The sequence below is a fragment of the Cohnella sp. SGD-V74 genome (genome assembly GCF_003001675.1).
Lineage (GTDB): Bacteria > Bacillota > Bacilli > Paenibacillales > Paenibacillaceae > Cohnella.
The window spans coordinates 231,176-253,452 of the sequence record NZ_PVYW01000012.1; the positions used below are offsets into that span (position 1 = coordinate 231,176).

Here is a 22,277-nt window from a genome sequence, read left to right on the forward strand (position 1 = left end):
AATTAAGCGAAATCTCTTAGACCATATCTCTTAGCATCGATCAGTAAGCAGGAACGTCCAAGTCTTAGATGTCACTACGCACAGCAAAGATCCTCTGCCGCGTAATTCAGCGGGGAGGATTTTTTCATATCGTTTAAGTGGACAAGGCACAACGGGACGTTGCAGATCGCGTGCCGAAGAGTACTACTCCTCCGCTTCTCCTCCCAATAGCTTCCCAACAGAAACATCCAACGCTTTAGCGATTGCAACGACTTCATAATCCTGTACAAGCCGATATTGCCCTTCCAATCTAGACAAGCTGGTTGGACTGATATCCAGACCGAAAGTTTGCAGCCTGGCAAGAAAGTCTTTTTGTTTCATTTTTTTAGCTTTTCGGATTGCGACAACCCGGGTGCCGATAATGTTTTTATCTCCCGGAGGATCCTTTCGATGTTTCATTCCTGTCACCTCACACAATATTTAAATAGTATGTGAGGATAGGGTTGTTTTAATGCGATTTTCGCACTAAAATAAAATAAACCGATAATCGCATTAAAATCGAATGGCATCAGGTACAGTCGAGAGCAGCTCGAGAAGGGGAGCGGAGCAGACGGATGAGAGATCTGATGCGAAAGTATGAGGAAGAAAAGATGAAGCTAAATGAGCTTGGCCGCTCACAATAGAAGAAATGAAAGTCAAAATAAATGCCTTGAGCGGATCCGAAGCGAAGACAATATTGCTACAACTCTATGCACGAATGGATATTGTCAAAAACGGAAACGGGGAATATTCGAGCGAACGATGCATAGACGATACGATAGAAGTGTTCAACGGAATTGCGCAATTTATCGAAAAACGAAATGGACTTCCACAATAACGAAAATACAAATTAAGCAGCAGAGAGGGGCAGAGTACCCCTCTTTTTGCGAAAAGACACTATGTTTTGTTTACGTCATCCTTAACCCGATACCAATACTTATAGACTTCCGAGTAACCGATTTTTGAATACAGCCGCCGCGCAGGCGCATTATTCGCTACCACCGCCAAATAGCTGTACTGTGCTCCGTTCTCCTTCCCCCACTTCAACAGGTTTAGTATCATTTGTTCTCCCAAGCCTCGGTTTCGATAGTGGATATCCGTCACGATATCGTACAAGCCTATGTATTCCCGTTCGATCACGCCAAGACCGCAAGCGATAACTTGCTCTTCGTAATACAGCGAAATAAAGCCTTTTTTGGTTTTGATGTTGGATAACATGCGTTCCAAGACTTTCTTGTCACCGGGCTTAACGTGATTAAGTCTGCAGAAATCCTCTCGCCATACCGCGTTAATGTCTTCCTCTATGATTACCGAAGTCAGTGCAGGTTCGCTTATGCGATCCAACTTCAGGGTCTGAACGCTTGTCGTATCAATCAGCGAATAGCCCAATTCCTCCAATGTAAGATCTAGATGGGCCGGTTGAACAAAAGGCGTGATTTTGTATGTGGTTGGCAGATGATTCGCGGTATAGATCTTCTCGCAATGTTCGATCTTCGTACTCAAATCATAGGTTGAACAATGAATGGGGTTAATCGAATTCGCTCGTTTCGTATATCCGTCCGCGAAGCGCAATACCCATCCGTCGTACAGTAGGGTGGATACGGGCTGCCAGTGGTTTAACGACAATTCCTCAATGAACTTGTTATCCATATCTATCCTCCAGATGACACCTTTCGAATAATAATACATTATCATGAATAAAGATACAAACAAAGCCGCACGAAGGTATTGCAACCGGACTGGATGATGATTCATCGCAGCCGGTCGTTCATTGATAGAGACCGCTCTTTCTATTCGGTTGGATCGAATTTATAGCCGAAACCTCTGACCGTATGGATGAATTTCGGTCTCATCGGATCGGCTTCTATTTTTTTGCGCAGCCTATTAATATGGACCTTGATAACATCGGACGAATACCCAATCGGATCGATCCAAATTAGCTCATAGAGCTGCCTTGGATGATAAACTCTTTGTTGGTTTTGCGCGAGCGTCAGCAGCAGGTGCATCTCTTTAGCCAGTAAAATGACGGGTTTGTCGTTGGCGATAACCGTCAATCGCTCCATATCGATTTCGAGTCCGGTAAAGCTCAGCTTGCGGCGGGGTTGCTTGGCTTCTGCGAGAAGGGCTCCCCAGCGCAGATGGGATTTCACTCTCGCGATTAATTCCAGGTGATCGAACGGTTTAGTCATATAATCGTCGCCCCCCGACTGGAGGGAGTTTAATTTATCTTCAATCTGCTGTTTCCCCGTCAGAAACAAGATCGGAAGCTGGAACAGACTTCTGATGCGGCGGCATAACGTGATGCCGTCTACATCCGGCATTTGAATGTCCAGCAGAATAAGGTCCGGTTGTTTGTCTCCAAGATAAGCGAGGCATTGTTCGCCGTTATAAGCTTGCAGCACGCGGAATCCTGCATTGGTCAGAAATAAATGCAGCATTTCTTGCAATTGAATATCGTCGTCAACGGTTAAAATGGTCGCTGTCATGGATACCAACGTCCCCCTCCTGCAGCATTTGTCTATTATTTTATCAATTTTGTCGGAATAAAAGAAGAACGCGTGTAAGGGGCTTGTAAATGTATGAGATATTGCTAGAATTCATAGTAATTGCAGCTAACAGAGAGGGAAAATAATCATGCGAATTCTGAATGCGATCATGTTAGCTATTGTCTGCGCGTTAGCATTCTCTCCCGCCGTTAGCGCTATGGGAACGACAGAAGGAGCCGAACTTTCAATATCGGATCACGAATCCAGTTATTCGATCAACGCGAGAATGGAAGTATTGGAAGATGCGCAGCGACAATGGTCCATGAAGGATTTGCAATCCCCCGCGCTGCAGCAACAGTTTCAACCGGCCAGAGGCCAATCCTCTTTCGGATATACGTCATCCGCGTATTGGGTCCGCGTCACCCTTAACAATGAATCCTCCAACGATAAATGGGAACTCACCGTACTCAATTCGATAATGGATCAAATCGATATCTATCCCTCGGCACCGCTGATTACGAAAAACCGACTCCATCCTTCCTATGAGATTACCTTGCCGCGAGATCAGCAAACGACGATTTACATGCGCTTCGAGACGTATGGCTCGATGATCATTCCGCTTCGTTTAACGGCGCAATCGGCGTTGTACGACAAGATGTCCAATGAATTGCTGTTTTATGGATTCTACTACGGGATGATTACGGTTATTGCGGTGTTCCAGATCGTGCTCTACTTGTACACTCGCAATATAGCCTACTTTTATTACATGCTTAATGTAGTGGTCTTCTGTACGGTCCTGTTGATCTGGAACGGGTTTATGCTGCCCTTGTTCGGAACCGGGCGATTGACAGGGCAGGGAATGGCGGAGGGAATATGGCATAGTCCTTCTGCTGTATATGATTTCTTTTACGTACTCGGCCGCTGGTTTGGCACCTTGTTTCTGGCCAAAATATTGTTTCCCCGCAGCGACTCGCCAACGGCCAAGTGGATTTGCCGTTCCTTGAACGTAATCTGCCCGATCATTTGTATAGGCATCCTATTTTTCTATCCGCTCGGTATGGCGCAATTTTTGTTTTGGTTCAAGTATGTCAGTTTATTTTTGGCGTTAGTCATTATCGTTCTATGCGCGAGAAAAGGGGATCGTATCGCCCTGTATCTAGCGATTCCCAAAATTCCGGTCGTTCTATTTGCTATTCTGCCTAAAGCGCTGCTGCTTTACGGCCTGCTGCCTAACAATACGTTTACTCGTTTCGCTTCGCAGTTCGGTCTGCTCGGCGACTTTGTATTTATTGCGATCTTGATGTATGCACTCATGAATCAAATGCGCAAAAAGGAAGAAAACGCGCAGCAAGAGCTGGTACAGACGCTCTCCGATTGGAACGTAAATTTGAAGAAAACGGTGGAAGAACGGACGGAAAGCTTGAAGCGCACTAACGATGAGCTGAGGGTATCGGAAACCTTCCGCTCGCAGATGCTGCAAAATATTTCGCATGACGTGCGAAGTCCTCTCTCTTATGTGCAGAGCGGCATTGGAGCGCTCATTCATAAGTTTGAAACGAGACCGCAGCAGCAGGAACGAATCCTGCGAAATGTTCACGATAAGGTTCTGGACATCAATCGGTTTATTGACGATTTTTTGGCGTTAAGCCGCAACGAGGTCGCTTCGGGAAGCACCGAATTGCAGATGGTCATTTTCTATGATTGGTTTGAGGAGATCGGTAGGGAACTGGCGGCAGATATCGAATATGCCGGACGGCGATGCACGCTTGCGATTTCGCCATTCGAGAGGGATGCGGATGTCTGGATGGATCCTTTCCTGATCAAACGCGTGCTGTCCAATCTGGTCGACAACGCATGCAAGTTTACCCTGCCGGGCGGCACGATCACTTTGCAAGCCTCGTTGGAGAAACAGGCGGTCTGCATCATGGTCGGAGATACCGGCAATGGAATAGGCGCGGAACAGATGACGCACATATTCCGACGGCACTACAAGGAAGGCGACGCTCAAGGCAGCGGACTCGGACTTGCGATTGCCAAGGAAATTGTCGAGAGGCATGGCGGCGAGATTTGGGCAGAGAGCGAGCTTGGGAAAGGAAGTCGGTTTTATTTCACGCTGCCGATCGTTGGCGCAGGAGAATAACTTATGCGAGATGGGGCTGTCCCATAAGTAGAGCCGTACAAGATGATCGATTGAAGAAGAGAGTGCATGTATGTCCTTCCGCTGCTATACGCTCCCGAGAGAGAACCCACTAAACACAAGGATTTTCTGAGTGTTTAGCGGGTTTTTCTGTGCGGGATGCAGCAGTGCTTTATTAGGAACCTTTTCCTTGGAGCCTTTATGATATTATAAAAGTACACGGTCAGAGCCTGCAGTGGGGGGCAATTGCCGACGGTCTTCTTGATAACGCTATCATGAAGGAGGAGAAGCAATGCTTACAGAGGAATGGATTCCTGCCGGCACGTTAGAACAATTAAGAACAGACGGCGCTAAAGTCATTAAAGGAGGAATCGCCGTCTTTGCTCATGAAGATGGAGCTGCGGCGGTGGATAATCGGTGTCCGCATCTCGGGTTTCCGCTTCATTTGGGAAGTCTCTGCAACGGGATATTGACCTGCCACTGGCACCACGCGCGTTTTGACATTTGCAGCGGCGGCACGCTGGATCCCTGGGCCGACGATGCGCTGGCGCATGATGTCAAGATAGAGAACGGGGAATTATGGGTGAATGCATCGCCGCGTCGCACGATGAATATTGAGAAGTTAAAGCAGCGGCTGCAAGAAGGCTTGGAGCAAAATATCGGCATTGTCATTGCCAAAGCTGTCGTGGGCTTGATCGAAGCAGGCGTGTCCGAGGACGAAATTGTACGCGTCGGCATCTTGTACGGGACATCGCAAGGCAGCGGATGGGGCAGCGGGTTGACCATACTGGCCGCCATGCGCAACGTGCTTCCCAAGCTGGATAAAACGGGGCGTATTCTGGCGCTGTATCACGGTTTGGTACATGTTGCCCGCGCGGGGGCCGGTCGGGCTCCCCGTTGGTTGCTCGGTCCGCTGCCGTCTGCGGACACATCGCCCGAGCGGCTTGCCGACTGGTACCGAAGCTGCGTGGAAGTGCGCGACTCGCAAGGGGCGGAGAAAGTGTGACGCTCGAAGCTATCGGACCTCATGCAGCCGAGTCCATACTCGCCTCGCTTACGCCTCTGCTGAGAAACCCGTCGCGCAGCGAGGAACAGCATCATTGGCAATCGCCGGTCGATCTGGTTACGCCGCTGAAGCAGACGTTCGAACGGTTGCAGCGGCAAGGAGCGTCCACGCAAGCGGAAGTCTCCACCACGCCTTTTGACGAAGAAGGGTTTTTGGAGCAATTGCTCGATGATAAGCCTCTCGTCACGATTCAGCAATTGGCCGATGCGCTGCTGAGCGGTATCGAGCCTGACCGGTTGGCGCGGCTGATTACTCTCGCGGCTGCGGAGCGCGTAGCGCGGTTCCACACCCAAAATGACTTCGGTGATTGGCTTGCCGTTCTGCATACCTTCACCTATGCCCACGCCGTGCATGAAAGGCTGTTGCGCTCGAAGGAGCCGCTGCTGTATCGCGCTTTGTTTTACGGAGCGATTGCGATCTACCATGACCGATTCCTGAACGTTCCGCGCGCCCCAAAGCCGAAAAAGGAGGAATACGCAGCAAGCATGGCCGCAGCGTCCACCGAGGAATTGCTATCGTTGTTGGATCGGCGGCAGCAGGTGGAAGAAGCGGCGGGCTGGGTGGCTGCCTATCTGGACTCCGGACGCGATCACGCTGCTTTGCTTAATACGCTCGGCCACAGCTTGCTGCGCGAAGACGCGGAATTTCACTCCTTCCAAATGTACGAGGCAGCCGTCGCCGAATACGACCATTGGCAGTCGCTGAAGGGGACCGAGGCGTTAGCCGATCGCGCCGCGCACACGATGCTGATCGCATGCGCTCGCTATCTGGCCGCACATGCTCCAACAGCGAGAGAGCTGCCTCATACGGCGCGCATTGCATGGCGGCTGCATCGGGGAGAGCGGCTGTTTGAATCCGAATGAAGGTGCGCATACAACGTTGGCCCTCGCCGTTAGGCGAGGGCTTATCGTTAATTGCTTAATTGAATAATCGTTAAACTGCGATTCATATAGCCTAATGCAGGGAAATCCGTGTTAATGCTCACTCCCACTTCATCGTCTGCCGTCAAGGAGGCTTGCGCTACGAAGGTTGAACTGCTTCTGTTCGATATCTTGAAAAAAGTAGTGGTGTCCCCGAAAAGCGGCGAACCGTTGACGGTAATAATAGCCGTTAAAAAGGGTTGATCCGGATCGGGATCGGTCGTCGCTTCTGCGTTAATAGAGATCGTAATTTGATAAATTCCGCTTTCTCCCACCCTTAATTCATTGCCGGATGCGCTGACTGTGACAGTGCTCGATAAAGGCCCGGCCACGCTAAACGGTACGGGTACAAATGTTGAATCAGGCGTTTCTACGCTGCTTCCTCTTAAAGAACCATAAGCCAAAACAACTTCTCCAGCGGGACCGGCGGGACCGGTGGGGCCGGCAGGACCAGGCAGACCAGCAGGACCGGCAGGGCCGACAGGTCCCGGGAGACCGGCGGGGCCGGCAGGACCGACAAGGCCAGCAGGACCGGCAGGGCCGGCAGGACCGATAGGACCAGCAAGACCGATAGGACCAGCGGGACCAGCAGGACCGGCAGGACCGGGACGGCCGGCAGGACCAGGCAGGCCAGCAGGACCGGCAGGGCCGGGGATCCCCGCGGGACCGGCGGGGCCGGGAATGCCGGCGGGACCAGCAGGTCCGGTACGTCCTCGTATCCTTTTAATTTTAAGAGGTCCACAGGGTCGAGGTTTATGACAACCGCGCTTTATTTTGGGCTTACACTTTCGAATAGGGTGTTTATGGCCTAGTACCATTTGTCCCTCCCCTTTCTACTCGTATATAATATATCCCGGTCCAGTAATAGGGACTGTACGATTACCTAAAGCATGTATAAAATAGGTCGTTTACATAGTGGAAGGGATTTATTGCATTAGAGAAAAGGGATATGCTATGCTGTGCTCACTGTTAGGGATAAAGGATAAGGGGGATGGATATGGCAGAGAGTAAGAACAGTGTTAAGAAGGAGCTGTCGACGGAGCAACGCGAGGGACTGCTCAAAGCATTGAAGGCCCGTTTCGAGAAAAACATGAACCGCCACGAAGGTCTGGAATGGGCCAGCGTGCAAGCGAAGCTCGAAGCAAATGCGGAAAAGCTGTGGTCGCTTCACGAAATGGAAAGCACCGGCGGCGAACCGGATGTGGTCGGACAGGACAATAAGACGGGTGAATACATTTTTTACGATTGTTCGGCGGAAAGCCCCAAAGGCCGCAGAAGCATCTGTTACGACCGTGCGGCGCTGGAGGCGCGGAAAGAGCACAAACCGCACAACAATGCCGTTGAAATGGCTGCCGACATGGGCATCGAGCTGTTAACGGAAGAGCAATACCGGGAACTGCAGCAGCTGGGCAATTTCGATCTGAAAACGTCAAGCTGGGTAGTGACGCCTGCAAATATCAGAAAACTGGGCGGGGCTCTTTTCTGCGATCGCCGCTACGACACTGTCTTCGTGTACCACAATGGAGCGGACTCCTACTATGGCGCAAGAGGGTTCCGCGGCTCGCTGAGAGTGTAAAACTAACAGTATCGCAAGTCGGCCGAGAGGGATGCCGCCGCTCTAAAGGTGCGATTGTCGCCTACAGACGCCCGTACCACTCGGCCAGCTCTGCCGAAGGCTGAATATCGAGCTCTTGCTTCAACAGCGCTTCATACTGCTTGTACCGCAATTGGAGGGCCGGTCTGTCCTTCAGCTCGGCCAACCCGCGCATCAGCAGCATATTCGCTTCTTCATCCAATTCGTTGCGCCGCACCAGCTTTTTCGCAATCTGAACGGCCTGGCGAATCCGCTGATGTTCGAGCAGCCGCTTGACTAGACGTTTGGCGAACGTCTCGTAAACATCGCCGAGCCGTTCGCGCTCGGCAAGCGCCCATTCGTACGGTTTATCCTCGAACAAATCGCCTATATACATGCTCTCGACGGCCAGTGCGGCCTCTTCATTGTTTTCATCAATAGTGTGAAAGCCCGACAACTGCTCTTCGAAGTCTATGAAATCAACCTGGATTTGATCCAGATGCATCTGGTACTGCTCGCGCTCGGAGACGAAAATATCCTTCATTCCATGAGTAGACAGCGTCCTGCGCAGCTGATACAGCGCAGTATTCAGATACAACTCCGAATTCTTCCTGTCCCTATCCGGGAATAGATCCTCCAAAATGCGCACTTTGGCCGTGCGATTCCCGCGACAGAGCAACAAGTAGGCGAACAGCTCCTGGCTTTTGCGCGACATCCACTTCAAGGGTTCCCCCTGCGCGCTGCCGATCTGCAAATTTCCCAAGCCTGTCACCGACAGTCGTTTTGGGCTGTCCGCTTTACCGGAACCAAGCCTCTCCGCTCGACCTCTCGCGGCTCTGGCAACGGTTTCCTCCAACCGCTTCCTGGAAATAGGCTTTACGATATAATCCAAGGGATAAGCGTCGAAAGCATTCAGCGCAAACTCCTTATGGGAGGTCGCGAACACAATATCCAGATCGGCGTTCATCTTCCGCAATTCAAGGGCCAGTGCCAATCCGCTGTCTTCCGCGATCTTGATATCGACGAAGGCCAGATCCACGGCATGCTGCGCGGCAAAGGCAACCGCCTCTGCGCTGCTGCGTGCCATCCCGACGATTGCCACGCCTTCTATTCGCGACAATAGCTGGCTCAATGCCGTCAACATCGCTTGTTCGTCGTCAATAAGCAATACTCTCATCGCGGTTCCTTTCCGAGTCTGCGGCGCGAAGCGAAAAGTAAAACACGGTTTTCCGGCGCGGCACGCTCTCTACCCCTATTTGTCCGCCGCTCATCCGCACGAATTGTTGGCAGGCTTGCAATCCGAGGCCGGTGCCTCTCTCCCCGGCAGTCCCCGTCGTGGACACGAGTGTCAGCGGATCGAACAAGTTCTGAATCCGCTCTTCCTCCACTCCCACGCCATTGTCGCTGACCGATACGATTACCTGCCCGGCATCCTTTTCCGCGCTAACGAGAACTTTCCCGCCTCGCTCGGAAAATTTGATCGCATTGGTCATCAGATTGCGAACGATCAAATTGACCGCTTCTCTATCCGCATAAACCTCAATGCCGACGTCGATCTCCGTATGTATCGCAATTTGTTTGGCTTCGCTTTTGATTCGCAGCGTGCTGCACACTTCCTCGACCGCATCCATCAGGCGCAATCGTTCGGGCTGCAGCAGCATGCCTTCCTTCTGGCTGCGGAACCATTCCAGCAAATTTTCGATCATCGCGAACGTATTTTGAATTTGTCCGCTTAATGCATCGATCACTTCCCGGTGATTGCGGTTAAACATCGTTTTATCCGCTTCCAGCACTTCGATCAAGGTAGCCTGGACCGCCAGCGGATTCCGGATATCGTGGGATACGATTGCAAACAGATGATCCTTAAGCTGATTGAGCTTCACGATCTGTTCCATCTGCCGTTGCTTTTCCGTAATGTCGAACAATACGGATACGGTTCCTTGCCCGGTCTTCTCCCGGGAGGCCAGCGGATACACCTTGACCGAATAGAACCTGGATTCTCCGCCCACCGATGCTTCGATCTCCATTTCGCTTGCTTCCATCCGCTCGCAGGCGCGCAGCCAATCCGGCCAATCGGCTAACAATTGGTCGATGCGCCGCCCCGCGATCGAGCTTCCCCCCGAACCCGCAAATAGGGGCTCGACATGGGCATTGCTGTCGATGACGCTTCCCCTGTGATTGACAATGAGTATTCCTTCTTCCATCGTCTCGACCACAACGTTTCTTGCAAGCGGCACGACCGAGAACATCCGGTAACGGATCACGATCCACAGCATGGTCATTCCCAAGAAGCCGCAATAGACCGAGAGGGGAAGCAGCCACGGCGCGAAGCCGGAATAAGCGGACTTGGCGACTTCCGTCGCAGCGGGAATGCAGCCGCACAGCACCAGCCAGATGCCGGGCTTGCGAAGCTCGGGACGAACGCGCCGCAGATAGACTAACAAATAGAAGACGCAGACGGCAATAGCCGCGTAACAGAGAATATTAAACGCGATCGAATAGACGGTTTTGCTTACTTCCAAGTGTCCTTGGTTGAGCTCCATATGCCAGAACAGCAGGTGATGATAGGGATTCGTCCATATAAGCACCGACCACAGCGCGAAAATCGAAAAAATCTGCAGCATGCGAAGCGGACGTAAATAGTCGTCTTTTCCGTACAGGGACAGCACGAAAAAAATGATCAGAGGCACGACGAACAACAAGCTGGTCTGTTCAATATTCCGAAACAGCATTTTGGACGATAGACTTTCGCTGTTGATTTCCATAATCACGCTTCCGGCATAAATCACGCGACAGACCATGACCCAGGCGAAGTATCGGATTCCCCGCTCCTGGCTGTACAGGAAGGCGTAGCCTAGAAACGCGATCATCAAAACAATGGAAACCAGCATGGCCACATTGGATAGGGTTACACTCATGACTGCCAAGTTCTCCTTATAGCAGGAAACATCTCTATTTGATCTTACGGTTTGCTGGATTCCTTCACGATACCGCGTGAACGCCCATTCTTTCATAGTTCTTTCATAGCTGTTTGCTATACTGAGCGCGTCTATTTCCATTTTACCTCAAATCATGACATCAGTGGCCGCTGCAAGCACAAATCCTCTCGTAATTGTTTCATAGGGCCCAGATATGCTCGGCAAAATATAGACCTACAGTACAAGGGAGAGAACGCAAGATGCCAAGGAACCAGTCGTCAAGTATAAGAAAGAAAAGGAATAGATCTGCCATGCTGCTGCGGATGATGATCGTTCTGACGATGCTGAGCGGTTCATGGTTGTCAGCGCCGCCATCGGCTTCGGCGGATACGCCGCTGGGGACGATAGCGGCAGGGAATGGTCCATTCAGCGCGGCAGTGAATCCGATCACGAATCGAATCTATATCGCGAACGAACAAGACAGTTCCGTCACCGTTATTGATGGTGCCACGAATGCAAGGACGACCGTTGCCACATTAAGCCATCCAACCGCGATCGCGGTGAATGCGGTGACGAACAGAATCTATGTCGCTCATCCGGATCACGACAAAGTCAGCGTCATTGACGGCGCCGGCAGCAACGTGACGGAGATCATCGACGCGGGGGATGGCCCGACGGACATCGCGGTGAATGCGGCGACGAACAAAATCTACGTCGCCAATAGGGCCGGTGACGATGTCACCGTCATAGATGGCGTCGATCATACGACGGAGACGGTGGCAGCGGGGGACGAGCCCTATCGAATCTCAGTCAATGCCGTGACCAACAAGATTTACGTCGTGAATACGGCGAGCCATAACGTCATCGTCATAGACGGAGCGGACCATTCGACGCAGACGGTAACGGTGGGAAGCTTGCCCAATGCGGTCGCGGTAAATCCGATTACGAATAAGATTTACGTCACGAATCAAGGCGACAATTCGGTGACCGTGATAAACGGCGCAGACAACTCGACGGAGCCGCCGGTAGCGGTGGAAGACTCGCCTGTCCACATCGCGGTAAACCCGGTGACGAATAAAATCTATGCGGCGAATCAAGGCGACAATTCAGTGACCGTCATAGACGGCACAGACAACTCTACGGAGCGGGTAGCGGCAGGAAACGGTCCCCAGTTCGTCACGGTGAATTCTGTCACGAATAAGATCTACGTCGCCAATTCCCTTGGCAGCGATATTACCGTCGTAGACGGAGCGAGCAACACGCCGAGGACGATCGCAACGGGAGACGGTCCCTTCGTCGTTGTGGTGAATGCAGTGACGAATACAATCTATGCAGCGAATCGGAACGACGATTCGGTGACCGTCATAGATGGAGCAGATAACCTGACGGAGACGGTATCGAGGGGAGACCGTCCAACCGTGATCGCGGTGAATACGTTGACGAACAGAATCTACGTCACCAATTTTTTCGCCAGTACGGTGTCTGTCCTGGATGGCGCGGGCAATCTGATCGAGACGGTGGCGGCAGGCAGTTCTTATGCTCTTGCGGTGAATGAAGTGACGAACAAAATCTATGTCGCCAATTATTACGATCAAACGGTTACCGTTATAGACGGTGTGGACCATTCGACGGAGATTATAGATGTGGGCGATGCTTCCTATTCTGTTGCGGTGAATCCGATTACGAATAAAATTTATGTCGCGAATCTAAGCAGCGGTTCGGTGAGCGTCATAGACGGCGCAACCAACGAAGTCGAGAATGTCGCAACGGGCGACACCCCGTTTTTCGTCGCAGTGAATCCAATCACGAACAAGATTTATGTCGCCAATTCCAGCAGCAATACTGTCACTGTCATCGACGGTGCGGACAACACAACCAGGACGGTAGCGGCGGGGGACGCTCCTTACGAGATTGCGATCAATTCCGTTACGAACAAAATCTATGTCGCGAATTGGAACAGCGGCTCGGTGACTGTTATTGACGGTGCGGATCTTACGACAGATTCGGTCGCAGTGGGGGACAATGCGGGACATCTTGCAGTAAATTCCGTTACGAACAAAATCTATGTTTCGGCAGAAAGCAGCGATACGGTGACCGTCATCGACGGCGCAGACAACTCGACAACCACTCTGGCAGCGGGAAATGGCCCTCGAAGGATTGCAATAAATCCGGCCACGAATAAAATCTATGTCATCAACGCTTTCAGCAACAACGTTACCGTTATTGACGGCAACAGCAATACGACAGAGACGATAGATGTGGGGAGTGCGCCCGGAGACATCGCAGTGAATGCGGGGACGAACCGCATCTATGTCCCGAACCAGTTTGACGACACGGTGAGCATTATTGATGGCGCCGGTCGTGTACCGAATCCTTTGCAGGTTGACATTGTGCCGTTGCCGGGCCATATGGCAAGCGGAACGAATGCGGCGTTTACTTTCCGTCTTACGAATGCGTATCACCCGAATCCGACGAAGGTGCTGGACGTGTACTATCAACTGGACGGTACGCTCGGACAATGGAATCGGGCGGATGCATTCGGCGAGGACTGGGTGGCGACGGTGTCCTCGGCCACCTACGGTCGGCATGTGCTCTATGCGCTGGCTCTCGAGGCGCAGGGCGATGGGGTGACGGCCGGAATCGCAAGCGCCTATACATTCAACCTGCTGCCGGAGAACACGATCAGCCCTGCCGCTGCGAGCTTCGACAAATACGCCGAAGCGGCGGCGCATGCGGATATTACGACAACGTTAACGCTGTACGGTTACCCGCTCGCGAGCATTGCCAGCGATGCAGCCACTCTTGTGCGTGACACGGATTATTCGGTAACGGGCAGTACGGTCACCATCAAGAAGGAGTTTCTTGCCGCTCAGCCCACCGGGACGGTGAACCTGACGTTCACGTTCGGCTCGGGAACGACTCTGATGCTGCCGGTAACCGTAACGGATTCGACGCCGCCGTCAGGCGGTATCGACCTTACCGCACCGGTAATTAGCTTGACGGCCAGCCCGACAAGTCCAACTTATGGAAATGTAACGGTAACAGCCGCCGTATATGAAACAGGCAGCGGAATGGACAGCTTGAAGTGGGCGGGAGGCGCGAGGCTGGCATCTTATTTCGCAGGCGAAGGGACCATCTTCGCCGGAAGCTTCGATGTGAGCGCCAATGGCACTTACACCGTATACGCGCGGGATGTGGCAGGCAATGAAGCCGTGGAGACGATAGAAATAACGAACATTCGCATCCCGACGACGCCATCCGGACCAAGCCCGGTTGATCAGGCGGAGCCCGAGAAGGACACGGAACCGAAGACGGAGATCTTCATTGATAAAGGAATCATCGTCATCAAGGTTGCTCCGAGGGATGTCAAGGAAGTGAAGCGGGAGGATGGCCGTACCGTTGATCAGGTGGTATTGCCCCAAGATGTGGCGGATAAGCTTCCGAAATTGCTGGAAAGCGTGGAGCGTCCGTTGGTGCGGGTCGTAATCCATGATCGTAAGCCGGACATGAATTTGCAATTGCCTGCCGACTTGTTAGATGAGGCCATGTCGATTCGTTCCGATGTTGCATTCGAAGCGCGGTTGAACGGCTCCAGCTTTCAATTGGAAGTGAACGTGCTGGATCTCAAGCAATTGGCTGCCAAGCTGGGTGTCGACGTGAGGGAGATGAAGGTAAATATCCTTATCAGGACCTTGACGGGGGCGGAGCGGGAAGAGCTGGCCGCAGCTGCCCGGAAGCAAAGCATGACCTTGCTCAGCGAAGCGATCGAGTTCAGACTGCTCGTAACGGGCGGCGGGCGGACGGTGGAGGTCAGCGACTTTGGCGGATCGTACATGATGAAGTCCATCGTGCTGGATGCAGGGGCGGCGCAGCGAAATTATACGGCGGTATTGTACGATCCGTCCGCTCAATCGTTTGCGTTCGTTCCGGCAGTCACCGCAAATCGCGACGACGGCGGCTCGGAGTCGGTGATGCGGATGCCGCACAACAGCATCTATGCCGTGATGGAATCGCCTCTGATTTCGTTTGCCGATATGCAAGGACACTGGGCGAAACCTTCGGTTGAACAGATGGCGACGAAGCGGATTGTCAACGGCGTGTCGAACACGGCTTATGCGCCGGATCGTGCCATTACCCGCGCGGAGTTCACGGCATTGCTGGTGCGGGCGCTCGGCATTCGCACGGAAGCCGATGCTGCCGGAAATGCGTTCGAGGATGTTGCGGCAAGCGCGTGGTATGCAGCCGCGGTGGAAGCGGGCTTAAGAAGCGGACTGGTGAGCGGAATAGGCGGGACGCGATTTGCTCCTGAAGAACGGATTACGCGGGAGCAGATGGCCGTGATGCTGGCGAATGCACGCGCCTTGGCGACTGAGCGGGCCGCGGGCGCCGGTCAGACGGCGAACTTGCCGAGCGGATTCAGCGACGCCGCGGAGGTTTCGCCGTGGGCCCGGGCTGCGGTAGCGGAAGCCGTCGCCGCCGGCATCATTCAGGGAATGACGCCGGATCGGTTGGCTCCGGCGGCATCGGCCACACGCGCGCAAGCTGCAGTCATGCTGAAGCGGTTGATGGAGGATATCGGATTTCTGGAAAAAGTAAGTGATTAACCTAAACTCATATTCTCTAACTGAGGTTATCCCGCATGTGTTATCGACGTGCGGGATAACCTTATTTCCTTGAGAGAGATGTCGACCAAAGCGCATAGCCCAACCAGATAAACGCAAGTCCCATGGGTACGGCCAAGATTCGGTCGAGAGGATGGGGGATGATTCCGCCCGCTAGGGTCACCGCTGCGCCGAAGGCAAGGAGGGCAGCCCCCAAGCGCGGGAGAACGCCGGCACGAAACGTAGCGATGCCAAGCAACAACCCGCCTAGCAAATAGAGCACTCCCGCAATCGGCGCTAAAGCCGGGAGCACTCCAAGATCAACCTCGCCGTCCGTTCCGCCGAAAATTCCCAAGAACCCTTTCACAAATTTCGGAGCCTCGGTTGTGAGCAAAGGCAATACAAAAGCTTCGATGAAGCTAAATGCGATTGAAGCCAGCCAGAACAGGCTAAAGGCAAGAAAGCCGGCTAACCCCAGCAACCGTGAACGGTCCATGTTACGTGATCTACTCCAACTGTCAACCGAATTCAACCCGGTTCGGATGTTTTAAAGAGCGACTATGCCAGATTTTTGAAGATTTCTAAGCAGGAAACGGAGAATTCGCATATCGAGCTCATTCTGAGAGTTAAATGTAGGCGAGTCGCCTTCTACCGTGTCCTATTATACTAAAAAGTAAAATTGTGTTAAATTAATAAGACATAAACGACATGCACCAGGTACAGTCAGGAGGAGCTCAGGAAGGGAAGTGGGCCAACTGATGAAAGATCTGATGCGAGAATACGAGGAAGAGAAGACGAAGCTGAACGAACTTGGCCTGAAGTCGCTTGAGCAGGGAATTCCCTTAGGAGTGAACGAAGAGGTTCAAGCTCAGAGCCGGAAGGTGGACGAGTTGGTCATCCGGTTTTATCTCAAGAAATCGGCGGAGAGCAAGTAATCAAATTGCGTGCATGCAACTGCCATGATATGATTAGAATAGAAAGAAGGAGCCGGACCGCCATCCGACTCCCTGTACAACATTTTGGGTGGGGAACCTCCAGCCAAAGCCAGAAAATAACCCGCAGGCGGCCAACCTGGGCGGGTTATTTTCGTTTATTCGTGAATGTGAGCAACGTCAGCAAGAACATGCCGAGCATAATCACTTCAGTTAACGAAAATTGCATGAGTATCACCTCCGCTCTGGAGGTAATACTTTCCCACCCAAGTTTGTTGTACACTCGTATTATATCAAATTTGTAAAGAAAATAAATCGAGAGAGGAGCCTCTATCATGAAGCCGCGTATTACGGTTCTCACATTGGGCGTTGACGATTTGGAAAGGTCGCTGGCCTTCTATCGCGACGGATTAGGGCTGCCTACGCAAGGGATAGTGGGCAAGGAGTTCGAGCATGGAGCGGTGGCTTTCTTCGACTTGCAATCGGGTCTGAAGCTGGCCATCTGGAATCGTCGCGATCTCTCCCACGAAGCCAAGGTTCCCCTGACGACTCCGAGTTCTGCCGAAATGACGATCGGCCACAATGTAGGCAGCAAAGAAGAGGTGGACGAGATCATGGAGCAGGCTCGCAGCGCGGGAGCCGTCATTACCGACCCTGCGCACGACACCTTCTGGGGAGGATATTCGGGCCATTTTCAAGATCCGGATGGCCATCTCTGGGAAGTCGTGTGGAATCCGGAGTGGGATTTTGCGGAGTAAAGAGCGGACTTGGCAAGGATAATTGCCAAGCTCAATCCGCCTTAAACTGCGCCTCCGTCAGCCCGGTCGCTTTCTCGATTTTGTCGATATCGATACCCACGGATTTGATGGAAGCGTCCATCGAGATCAACTCCTTAATCTGTTGTTGAGGCGTGCGTTCATCAAGAAAAAGCAGCCAGCGGTGCAGCGGATTTCGCAAATCCGGCGTTATTCGGCGGAATTTCGCGCATTCCAGGAAGTGTATCTCAATCGTGTCGGCTAATAAATAATCCGAATTATAGCTTGAGAGGCTTTTTCGGCCATACCTCTCAATGAATTGATCTTTGACGCTAGGCGCGATCAATGCCTTGATAGCGACCAGTTCCGGTTGATAACCCATCTCGCGTTCATGCTCTGCTAAATATTCTCGAGGGTTAAACGTCTGTTCGTCCATATTCAGATGATCAATCCGGGACAGTTTAAATGTTCTGTACTCCAAGCGATGCAAACAGAAGCCCTTCAGATACCAGCTCGTTTCGCTAAAATGAAGCTGATACGGCTCGACAATTCTCTTCGTCGCAGCGCCATTTTTATCGATATAATCGAATGAAACCAGCCTTCTCTTTAATATGGATTGTTGGCATGTCTGCAAGGTTCGAACAATCTCAGACCGACCCTCCCAATCATAGAATGACAGTTGAATGGAGCGATTCAGAGGCAATGGGCTAACCATCGCTTCTATTTTTTTCATCGTCATCTCAACTTCTTCGCTGATCAGAATTTGTTCCAATCCTCCGAGCGCAGTCCAGATATTCTCCAAGTCCGAGTTGCTTAGCAGACGTTTATCGACCTTGTATTCCTCCATAATACCGTAGCCGCCGTTAACTCCATGAATAGAATAGATCGGGATGTTCGACAAACTCAGCGTTTCCATATCGCGAAGAATCGTCCTTTTGGAAACGTTAAATAATTGCGAGAATTCCTTGGCCGAGACGACGTCTTTTTTCAGCAAGATCATGATTATTGAAATCAGTCTCTCAACTTTGTCCATCTATCTCCCTCTTTTTTCTTTGCTTCATCCAAGAATAGCGACATACAGCTGTCACCTTTCATCCATTATACTACAGGTATCTCAAGAAGGAGGCATTGCCCTATGTCAGCTATTGCATACTTAAACTTTGATGGAATTGCAGAGCAAGCGATTGAATTTTACTCGGAGGCTCTGCAGGCGACTGAAGTGAAAAAAGTTAAATTCAAGGATTTTCCGCAAGATCCGAACTATCCGCTGCCTGAAAATGAATTAAACATGATCATGGAGTCCTCGCTGGAATTCGCGGGCGGGAAAATCATGATGTCGGATCTGTTGCCTTCAATGAAAGGGGTAACCGGAGAGCTGTTGACAGGAAATAACGTACTGATCAGTCTGGTCATCGACGACAAGTTCAAATTGGAACAATACTTTAATCATTTGTCTGTTGGCGGTCATGTTATTATGCCGTTATCCGCTGTGCCGTGGTCTTCGTGCTTTGGGATGCTGGTTGATAGATTCGGTGTTTGCTGGAAATTCAACAGCGACGCGGATAAGTTCCTGGATCAAATCATTTCGAATCTAGCGACGCAGGAAAATGGAAGCAAGCATTAAGTAAGCCCTTTTTACTTATGGGACATCCTCTTTTGGTCATGCAACGGTTTCCGATACGAATGGCAGGCTCGAATATGTTATAATCCTGTCGAATGGCGTTCCGTAGGATGAAACCGTGTGCAGAGGATGCTGGGATGCGTATACGAATGGTGAGGAAAGCGCTTGGCGCGTTATTGATTGCGTTTGCTATGGCGCTCATCGGCTGGTTTGGCTTCGGCAGCGACGACAATGGCAATGCGCCTGCGGCCGAGAAAGGGTTTGTCGATCTGTCCGGTTGGGATTTCGACAAGCAAGGCAACGTGAAGCTGGACGGCGATTGGAGGTTCTATCCGAATCTCTTGCTGACGCCGCAGGAAATAGAAGGGAATGCCGTGCACCCTGAGCGGTATATCGAGGTTCCCAATGGCTGGAGCAACAAGGAAACGTCCTCCTTCATGAAGGACAAAGGCTTCGGAACGTATCGGCTTGAGGTTAAAGTCGATTCGGGCGTCTCTTTGTATGGCATCAAAACGACCTATATCCGCAATGCCAGCAAAATCTACGTAAACGGAAAATGGGTCGGAAACAGCGGGAATCCTGCCGAAAGCGTCGCTGACGGGTATGAAAGCCGCAACGTTCCGTATACGGCGTATTTCGCGCCGGACGGGGACCGGGTCGTCATTACGGTGCAGGCGGCGAATCTGGACTATTATTACGGCGGCATTATCCAGAGCATCTATCTGGGCACGCAGCAAAGCATTACCGCCCAAGCGTTCAAGACGAATTTGCTCGATACGATCGGCATCTCCTTCCTGCTGTTGTCCGCGATCTATTATTTAGCGCTTTGCTTCAGACGACCGAAGGACAGAAGATTTCTCTACATTACCGCTTTTTGCTTCGGCTATACTTTTGTCGTGGCGTCCAGCGGCGAGCGGATCTTCATGCAGCTGTTCCCGATATTTCCATATATGTCGGTGCTGAAGGTCAAATTTTTTGTCATGAGCGGCGGCATCGCGTGTTTGTGCCTGTTCATCCGGGCGATGGAGAGAACCCTCATTCCGGCCTTGTTCAATAAAGCTCTCGTTACCGGCATGATCGCGCTGCTCACGCTTGGCCTGCTTGTCCCGACGGAATACTATGGCCGCGTGGAAGCGATTTTGGTGTGGGTGTATTTGCTCATATTGCTGTCCCTCGGATTTTTCATTTTGAGGGCGATTGCGAGGAAGCGGCACGGCAGGCTGAGCCGCAAGACGGCTTGGCAGCTATTTGCCGGCATTATACTGCTGTTCCTGCAGCTGAGCATGATGACCTTGTATTTGTACTCCTTCATCAATACGAACATTGTGCCGGTTCTCGCCCAGTTTTTCTTTCTGCTGGGAACCGCGGGAATGTTCGCCGATCAATACAAGCAAGCGTATGACGAACTGGAAGAGATGAGCAGCAAGCTGATCGAAACCGACAAGCTGAAGGACGAGTTCCTTATCCATACGTCGCACGAGTTCAAGACGCCGCTTCACGGCATCATCAATCTGGCTCAGGTAGTGCTCGATCAGAGCGGCGGCGAGGTCACGAAGAAGCAGACCGAGAACATGACTTACATTATCGCGCAGGCGACCCGGCTGTCCACCTTGGTGAACGACATTATCGACTTCCAGAGCCTGCAGCGCGGCAGTCTGGCGTTCCACAATACGACGTTCGATGTGAACGGCACGCTGCAGGCGACGCTCGAAGCGCTGAGCCCTATGCGCAGAAGCGATCAGGTTCGGCTGGTCAACCGCGTGCTGCCGGGAGAGCATTTCCTGCTGACGGACGAGAACCGATTTAAGCAGATCGTCGTCAACCTTGTCGGCAACGCGCTTAAATTTACGGAGCAAGGACACGTGGAGGTCGCCGCAAGCTCGCAAGACGGTCTGCTGCATCTTACTTTTGCCGATACCGGAACGGGCATAAGCGAGGAGCATCGGAGGCAGTTGTTCACGGGAGAAGCCTTCGGGGGCGGGAGCACACCAACTGCTTCGGCTTATACTTCCTCCGGACTCGGGCTGAAAATATCGAAAATAATCGCCTCGCAGATGGGCGGCGATCTTGCATTGGAATGGTCCGAGCCGGGCCGAGGCACCGTGTTCAGACTTACGCTTCCGGAGGCCGGGAAGGCGCCGGGGCGGCACCGCGCCGATGCCGAGCCTCAGACGTCCTCGCCGCGGGAGCTGAATGCGGCGGAGTCGCAGCAGGACCTTGCCTCCGAGCAGGAAGATACGATTCGGATTTTGCTTGTCGACGACGAAGCGTCCAACATCAAGGTGCTGCGGGAGTTGTTCTCGTCCAGCCGCTACCGGCTGATCGTCGCCTCCAACGGCGAGGAGGCGTTAAAGCGGATCGAGGAACATCGGGATTTGTCCCTCGTGCTGCTTGACGTGATGATGCCCGGATTGTCGGGGTACGAAGTGTGTCAACGCATCCGGATGGAGTACCCGATCTACAAGCTGCCCGTTCTGCTCCTGACTGTCCGCAGCTCGTCGGCCGATATCGCCGCGGGCCTCGAAGCCGGAGCCAACGATTTTCTCGCCAAGCCTTTCGACGGCAAGGAACTGATGGCTCGGGTCAATACGCTGCTTCAGCTTAGAGAGGCGGTCGAGCAGGCGGTTCGGATGGAGACGCTGTTCCTGCAATCGCAGATCAAGCCGCACTTCATCTATAACGCTTTAAGCGGCATCATGTCCCTGTGCTACAGCGACGGCGCGCGAGCCGGCAAGCTGCTGGGCGAGTTCAGCAACTACTTGCGGCTCGGCTTCGATCTGGAGCCTCGTTATGCCAAAGTCAGTCTGGGCCGCGAGCTGTCCCTCGTGAAGTCGTATATCGAGCTGGAGAAAGCGCGCTTCGGCGAACGGTTGAAAACGGAAATGGTCGTCGACGCGGGGCTGGAGACATCTATTCCCGCATTGATCGTTCAGCCGCTTGTGGAAAATGCGATCCGTCATGGCTTGATGAAGCGGATAACGGGAGGCACCGTCGTCATCCATGCGCATTCGCATCCGCAGGGTCTGCGGATCGAAATCCGGGACGACGGCATCGGAATGGACGCCGGACAGGCGGCATTGCTCCTGTCGCCGGAGCGATCGGGCGGCGGCATCGGATTGATTAACGTGCATAGACGACTCATGAACGAATACAGTCAAGGCTTGCGAATCGAGAGCGTTCAAGGGGAAGGAACGACGGTATCGATGTGGATTCCTTCCCGCGCGGAGCCTGACCGAACAAGCGGGTGACA

Annotated in this window: 17 protein-coding genes; 9 read left to right on the forward strand and 8 right to left on the reverse strand. The window is 52.4% G+C overall.

Annotation, left to right across the window (positions count from 1 at the left end):
* Window positions 1–183: 183 nt before the first annotated feature.
* The 3 genes from B0G52_RS19285 to B0G52_RS19295 all read right to left on the reverse strand — a co-directional run bounded on the left by B0G52_RS19285 (window position 184) and on the right by B0G52_RS19295 (window position 2,504).
* Window positions 184–438 (reverse strand): helix-turn-helix domain-containing protein, encoded by a 255-nt coding sequence (locus tag B0G52_RS19285; RefSeq protein ID WP_094047008.1) that lies wholly within the window; start codon window positions 436–438, stop codon window positions 184–186.
* A 477-nt stretch (window positions 439–915) separates the two neighbouring features.
* Complete coding sequence (locus B0G52_RS19290; protein ID WP_198960684.1) at window positions 916–1,668, reverse strand: GNAT family N-acetyltransferase; 753 nt, start codon at window positions 1,666–1,668, stop codon at window positions 916–918.
* Between the two features lie 140 nt (window positions 1,669–1,808).
* Window positions 1,809–2,504, reverse strand: coding sequence for a response regulator transcription factor (locus tag B0G52_RS19295; protein ID WP_143762599.1), 696 nt, complete (start codon window positions 2,502–2,504; stop codon window positions 1,809–1,811).
* A gap of 286 nt (window positions 2,505–2,790) precedes the next feature.
* Between B0G52_RS19295 and B0G52_RS19300 the strand changes: the two genes are divergently transcribed.
* The 3 genes from B0G52_RS19300 to B0G52_RS36660 all read left to right on the forward strand — a co-directional run bounded on the left by B0G52_RS19300 (window position 2,791) and on the right by B0G52_RS36660 (window position 6,570).
* Entirely contained in the window at window positions 2,791–4,644 is a 1,854-nt protein-coding gene (locus tag B0G52_RS19300; protein WP_158223783.1) for a sensor histidine kinase, read from the forward strand.
* A gap of 289 nt (window positions 4,645–4,933) precedes the next feature.
* The gene (locus B0G52_RS36655; RefSeq protein ID WP_369827087.1) at window positions 4,934–5,647 is read left to right on the forward strand and encodes a Rieske (2Fe-2S) protein; all 714 of its coding nucleotides are present in this window, start codon (window positions 4,934–4,936) and stop codon (window positions 5,645–5,647) included.
* Window positions 5,644–6,570 (forward strand): hypothetical protein, encoded by a 927-nt coding sequence (locus B0G52_RS36660; RefSeq protein ID WP_369827088.1) that lies wholly within the window; start codon window positions 5,644–5,646, stop codon window positions 6,568–6,570. Before B0G52_RS36655 ends, B0G52_RS36660 begins: the two co-directional genes overlap by 4 nt.
* A 47-nt stretch (window positions 6,571–6,617) precedes the next feature.
* Here B0G52_RS36660 and B0G52_RS36235 read toward each other — a convergent pair whose 3' ends face one another.
* Window positions 6,618–7,031, reverse strand: coding sequence for a hypothetical protein (locus B0G52_RS36235; RefSeq protein ID WP_233162817.1), 414 nt, complete (start codon window positions 7,029–7,031; stop codon window positions 6,618–6,620).
* Window positions 7,032–7,624: 593 nt separating this feature from the next.
* On the opposite strand from B0G52_RS36235, the gene B0G52_RS19315 reads away from it, so the two are divergent.
* Window positions 7,625–8,203: a DUF4256 domain-containing protein gene (locus B0G52_RS19315; RefSeq protein WP_094047011.1), complete on the forward strand. Its 579-nt coding sequence runs from the start codon at window positions 7,625–7,627 to the stop codon at window positions 8,201–8,203.
* Window positions 8,204–8,264: 61 nt separating this feature from the next.
* Here the strand turns inward: B0G52_RS19315 and B0G52_RS19320 are convergent, their stop codons facing one another.
* Window positions 8,265–9,377 (reverse strand): response regulator, encoded by a 1,113-nt coding sequence (locus B0G52_RS19320; protein WP_094047012.1) that lies wholly within the window; start codon window positions 9,375–9,377, stop codon window positions 8,265–8,267.
* The gene (locus B0G52_RS19325) at window positions 9,358–11,118 is read right to left on the reverse strand and encodes a sensor histidine kinase (protein WP_158223784.1); all 1,761 of its coding nucleotides are present in this window, start codon (window positions 11,116–11,118) and stop codon (window positions 9,358–9,360) included. Before B0G52_RS19325 ends, B0G52_RS19320 begins: the two co-directional genes overlap by 20 nt.
* 311 nt (window positions 11,119–11,429) lie before the next feature.
* On the opposite strand from B0G52_RS19325, the gene B0G52_RS19330 reads away from it, so the two are divergent.
* A complete protein-coding gene (locus B0G52_RS19330) occupies window positions 11,430–15,722 on the forward strand; it encodes an S-layer homology domain-containing protein (protein ID WP_158223785.1) in 4,293 nt (1,430 codons plus the stop codon).
* A 61-nt stretch (window positions 15,723–15,783) separates the two neighbouring features.
* On the opposite strand, the gene B0G52_RS19335 is transcribed toward B0G52_RS19330, so the two are convergent.
* Window positions 15,784–16,215, reverse strand: a complete 432-nt coding sequence (locus B0G52_RS19335) for a hypothetical protein (protein WP_233162819.1) — start codon at window positions 16,213–16,215, stop codon at window positions 15,784–15,786.
* A gap of 262 nt (window positions 16,216–16,477) precedes the next feature.
* Between B0G52_RS19335 and B0G52_RS35325 the strand changes: the two genes are divergently transcribed.
* Window positions 16,478–16,654, forward strand: coding sequence for an aspartyl-phosphate phosphatase Spo0E family protein (locus B0G52_RS35325; protein ID WP_143762600.1), 177 nt, complete (start codon window positions 16,478–16,480; stop codon window positions 16,652–16,654).
* A 332-nt stretch (window positions 16,655–16,986) separates the two neighbouring features.
* On the forward strand, window positions 16,987–17,409 hold the full coding sequence (locus B0G52_RS19350; protein ID WP_094047016.1) for a VOC family protein: 423 nt from the start codon (window positions 16,987–16,989) through the stop codon (window positions 17,407–17,409).
* A 31-nt stretch (window positions 17,410–17,440) separates the two neighbouring features.
* Here B0G52_RS19350 and B0G52_RS19355 read toward each other — a convergent pair whose 3' ends face one another.
* On the reverse strand, window positions 17,441–18,439 hold the full coding sequence (locus B0G52_RS19355; protein WP_233162821.1) for a helix-turn-helix transcriptional regulator: 999 nt from the start codon (window positions 18,437–18,439) through the stop codon (window positions 17,441–17,443).
* Window positions 18,440–18,541: 102 nt separating this feature from the next.
* Here B0G52_RS19355 and B0G52_RS19360 point away from each other — a divergent pair, with 102 nt between their 5' ends.
* Together B0G52_RS19360 and B0G52_RS19365 are read left to right on the forward strand one after the other, a co-directional pair.
* The gene (locus B0G52_RS19360) at window positions 18,542–19,030 is read left to right on the forward strand and encodes a VOC family protein (protein ID WP_094047017.1); all 489 of its coding nucleotides are present in this window, start codon (window positions 18,542–18,544) and stop codon (window positions 19,028–19,030) included.
* 146 nt (window positions 19,031–19,176) lie between these two features.
* Window positions 19,177–22,275, forward strand: a complete 3,099-nt coding sequence (locus tag B0G52_RS19365; RefSeq protein WP_158223786.1) for an ATP-binding protein — start codon at window positions 19,177–19,179, stop codon at window positions 22,273–22,275.
* The last annotated feature ends 2 nt before the right edge of the window (window positions 22,276–22,277 follow it).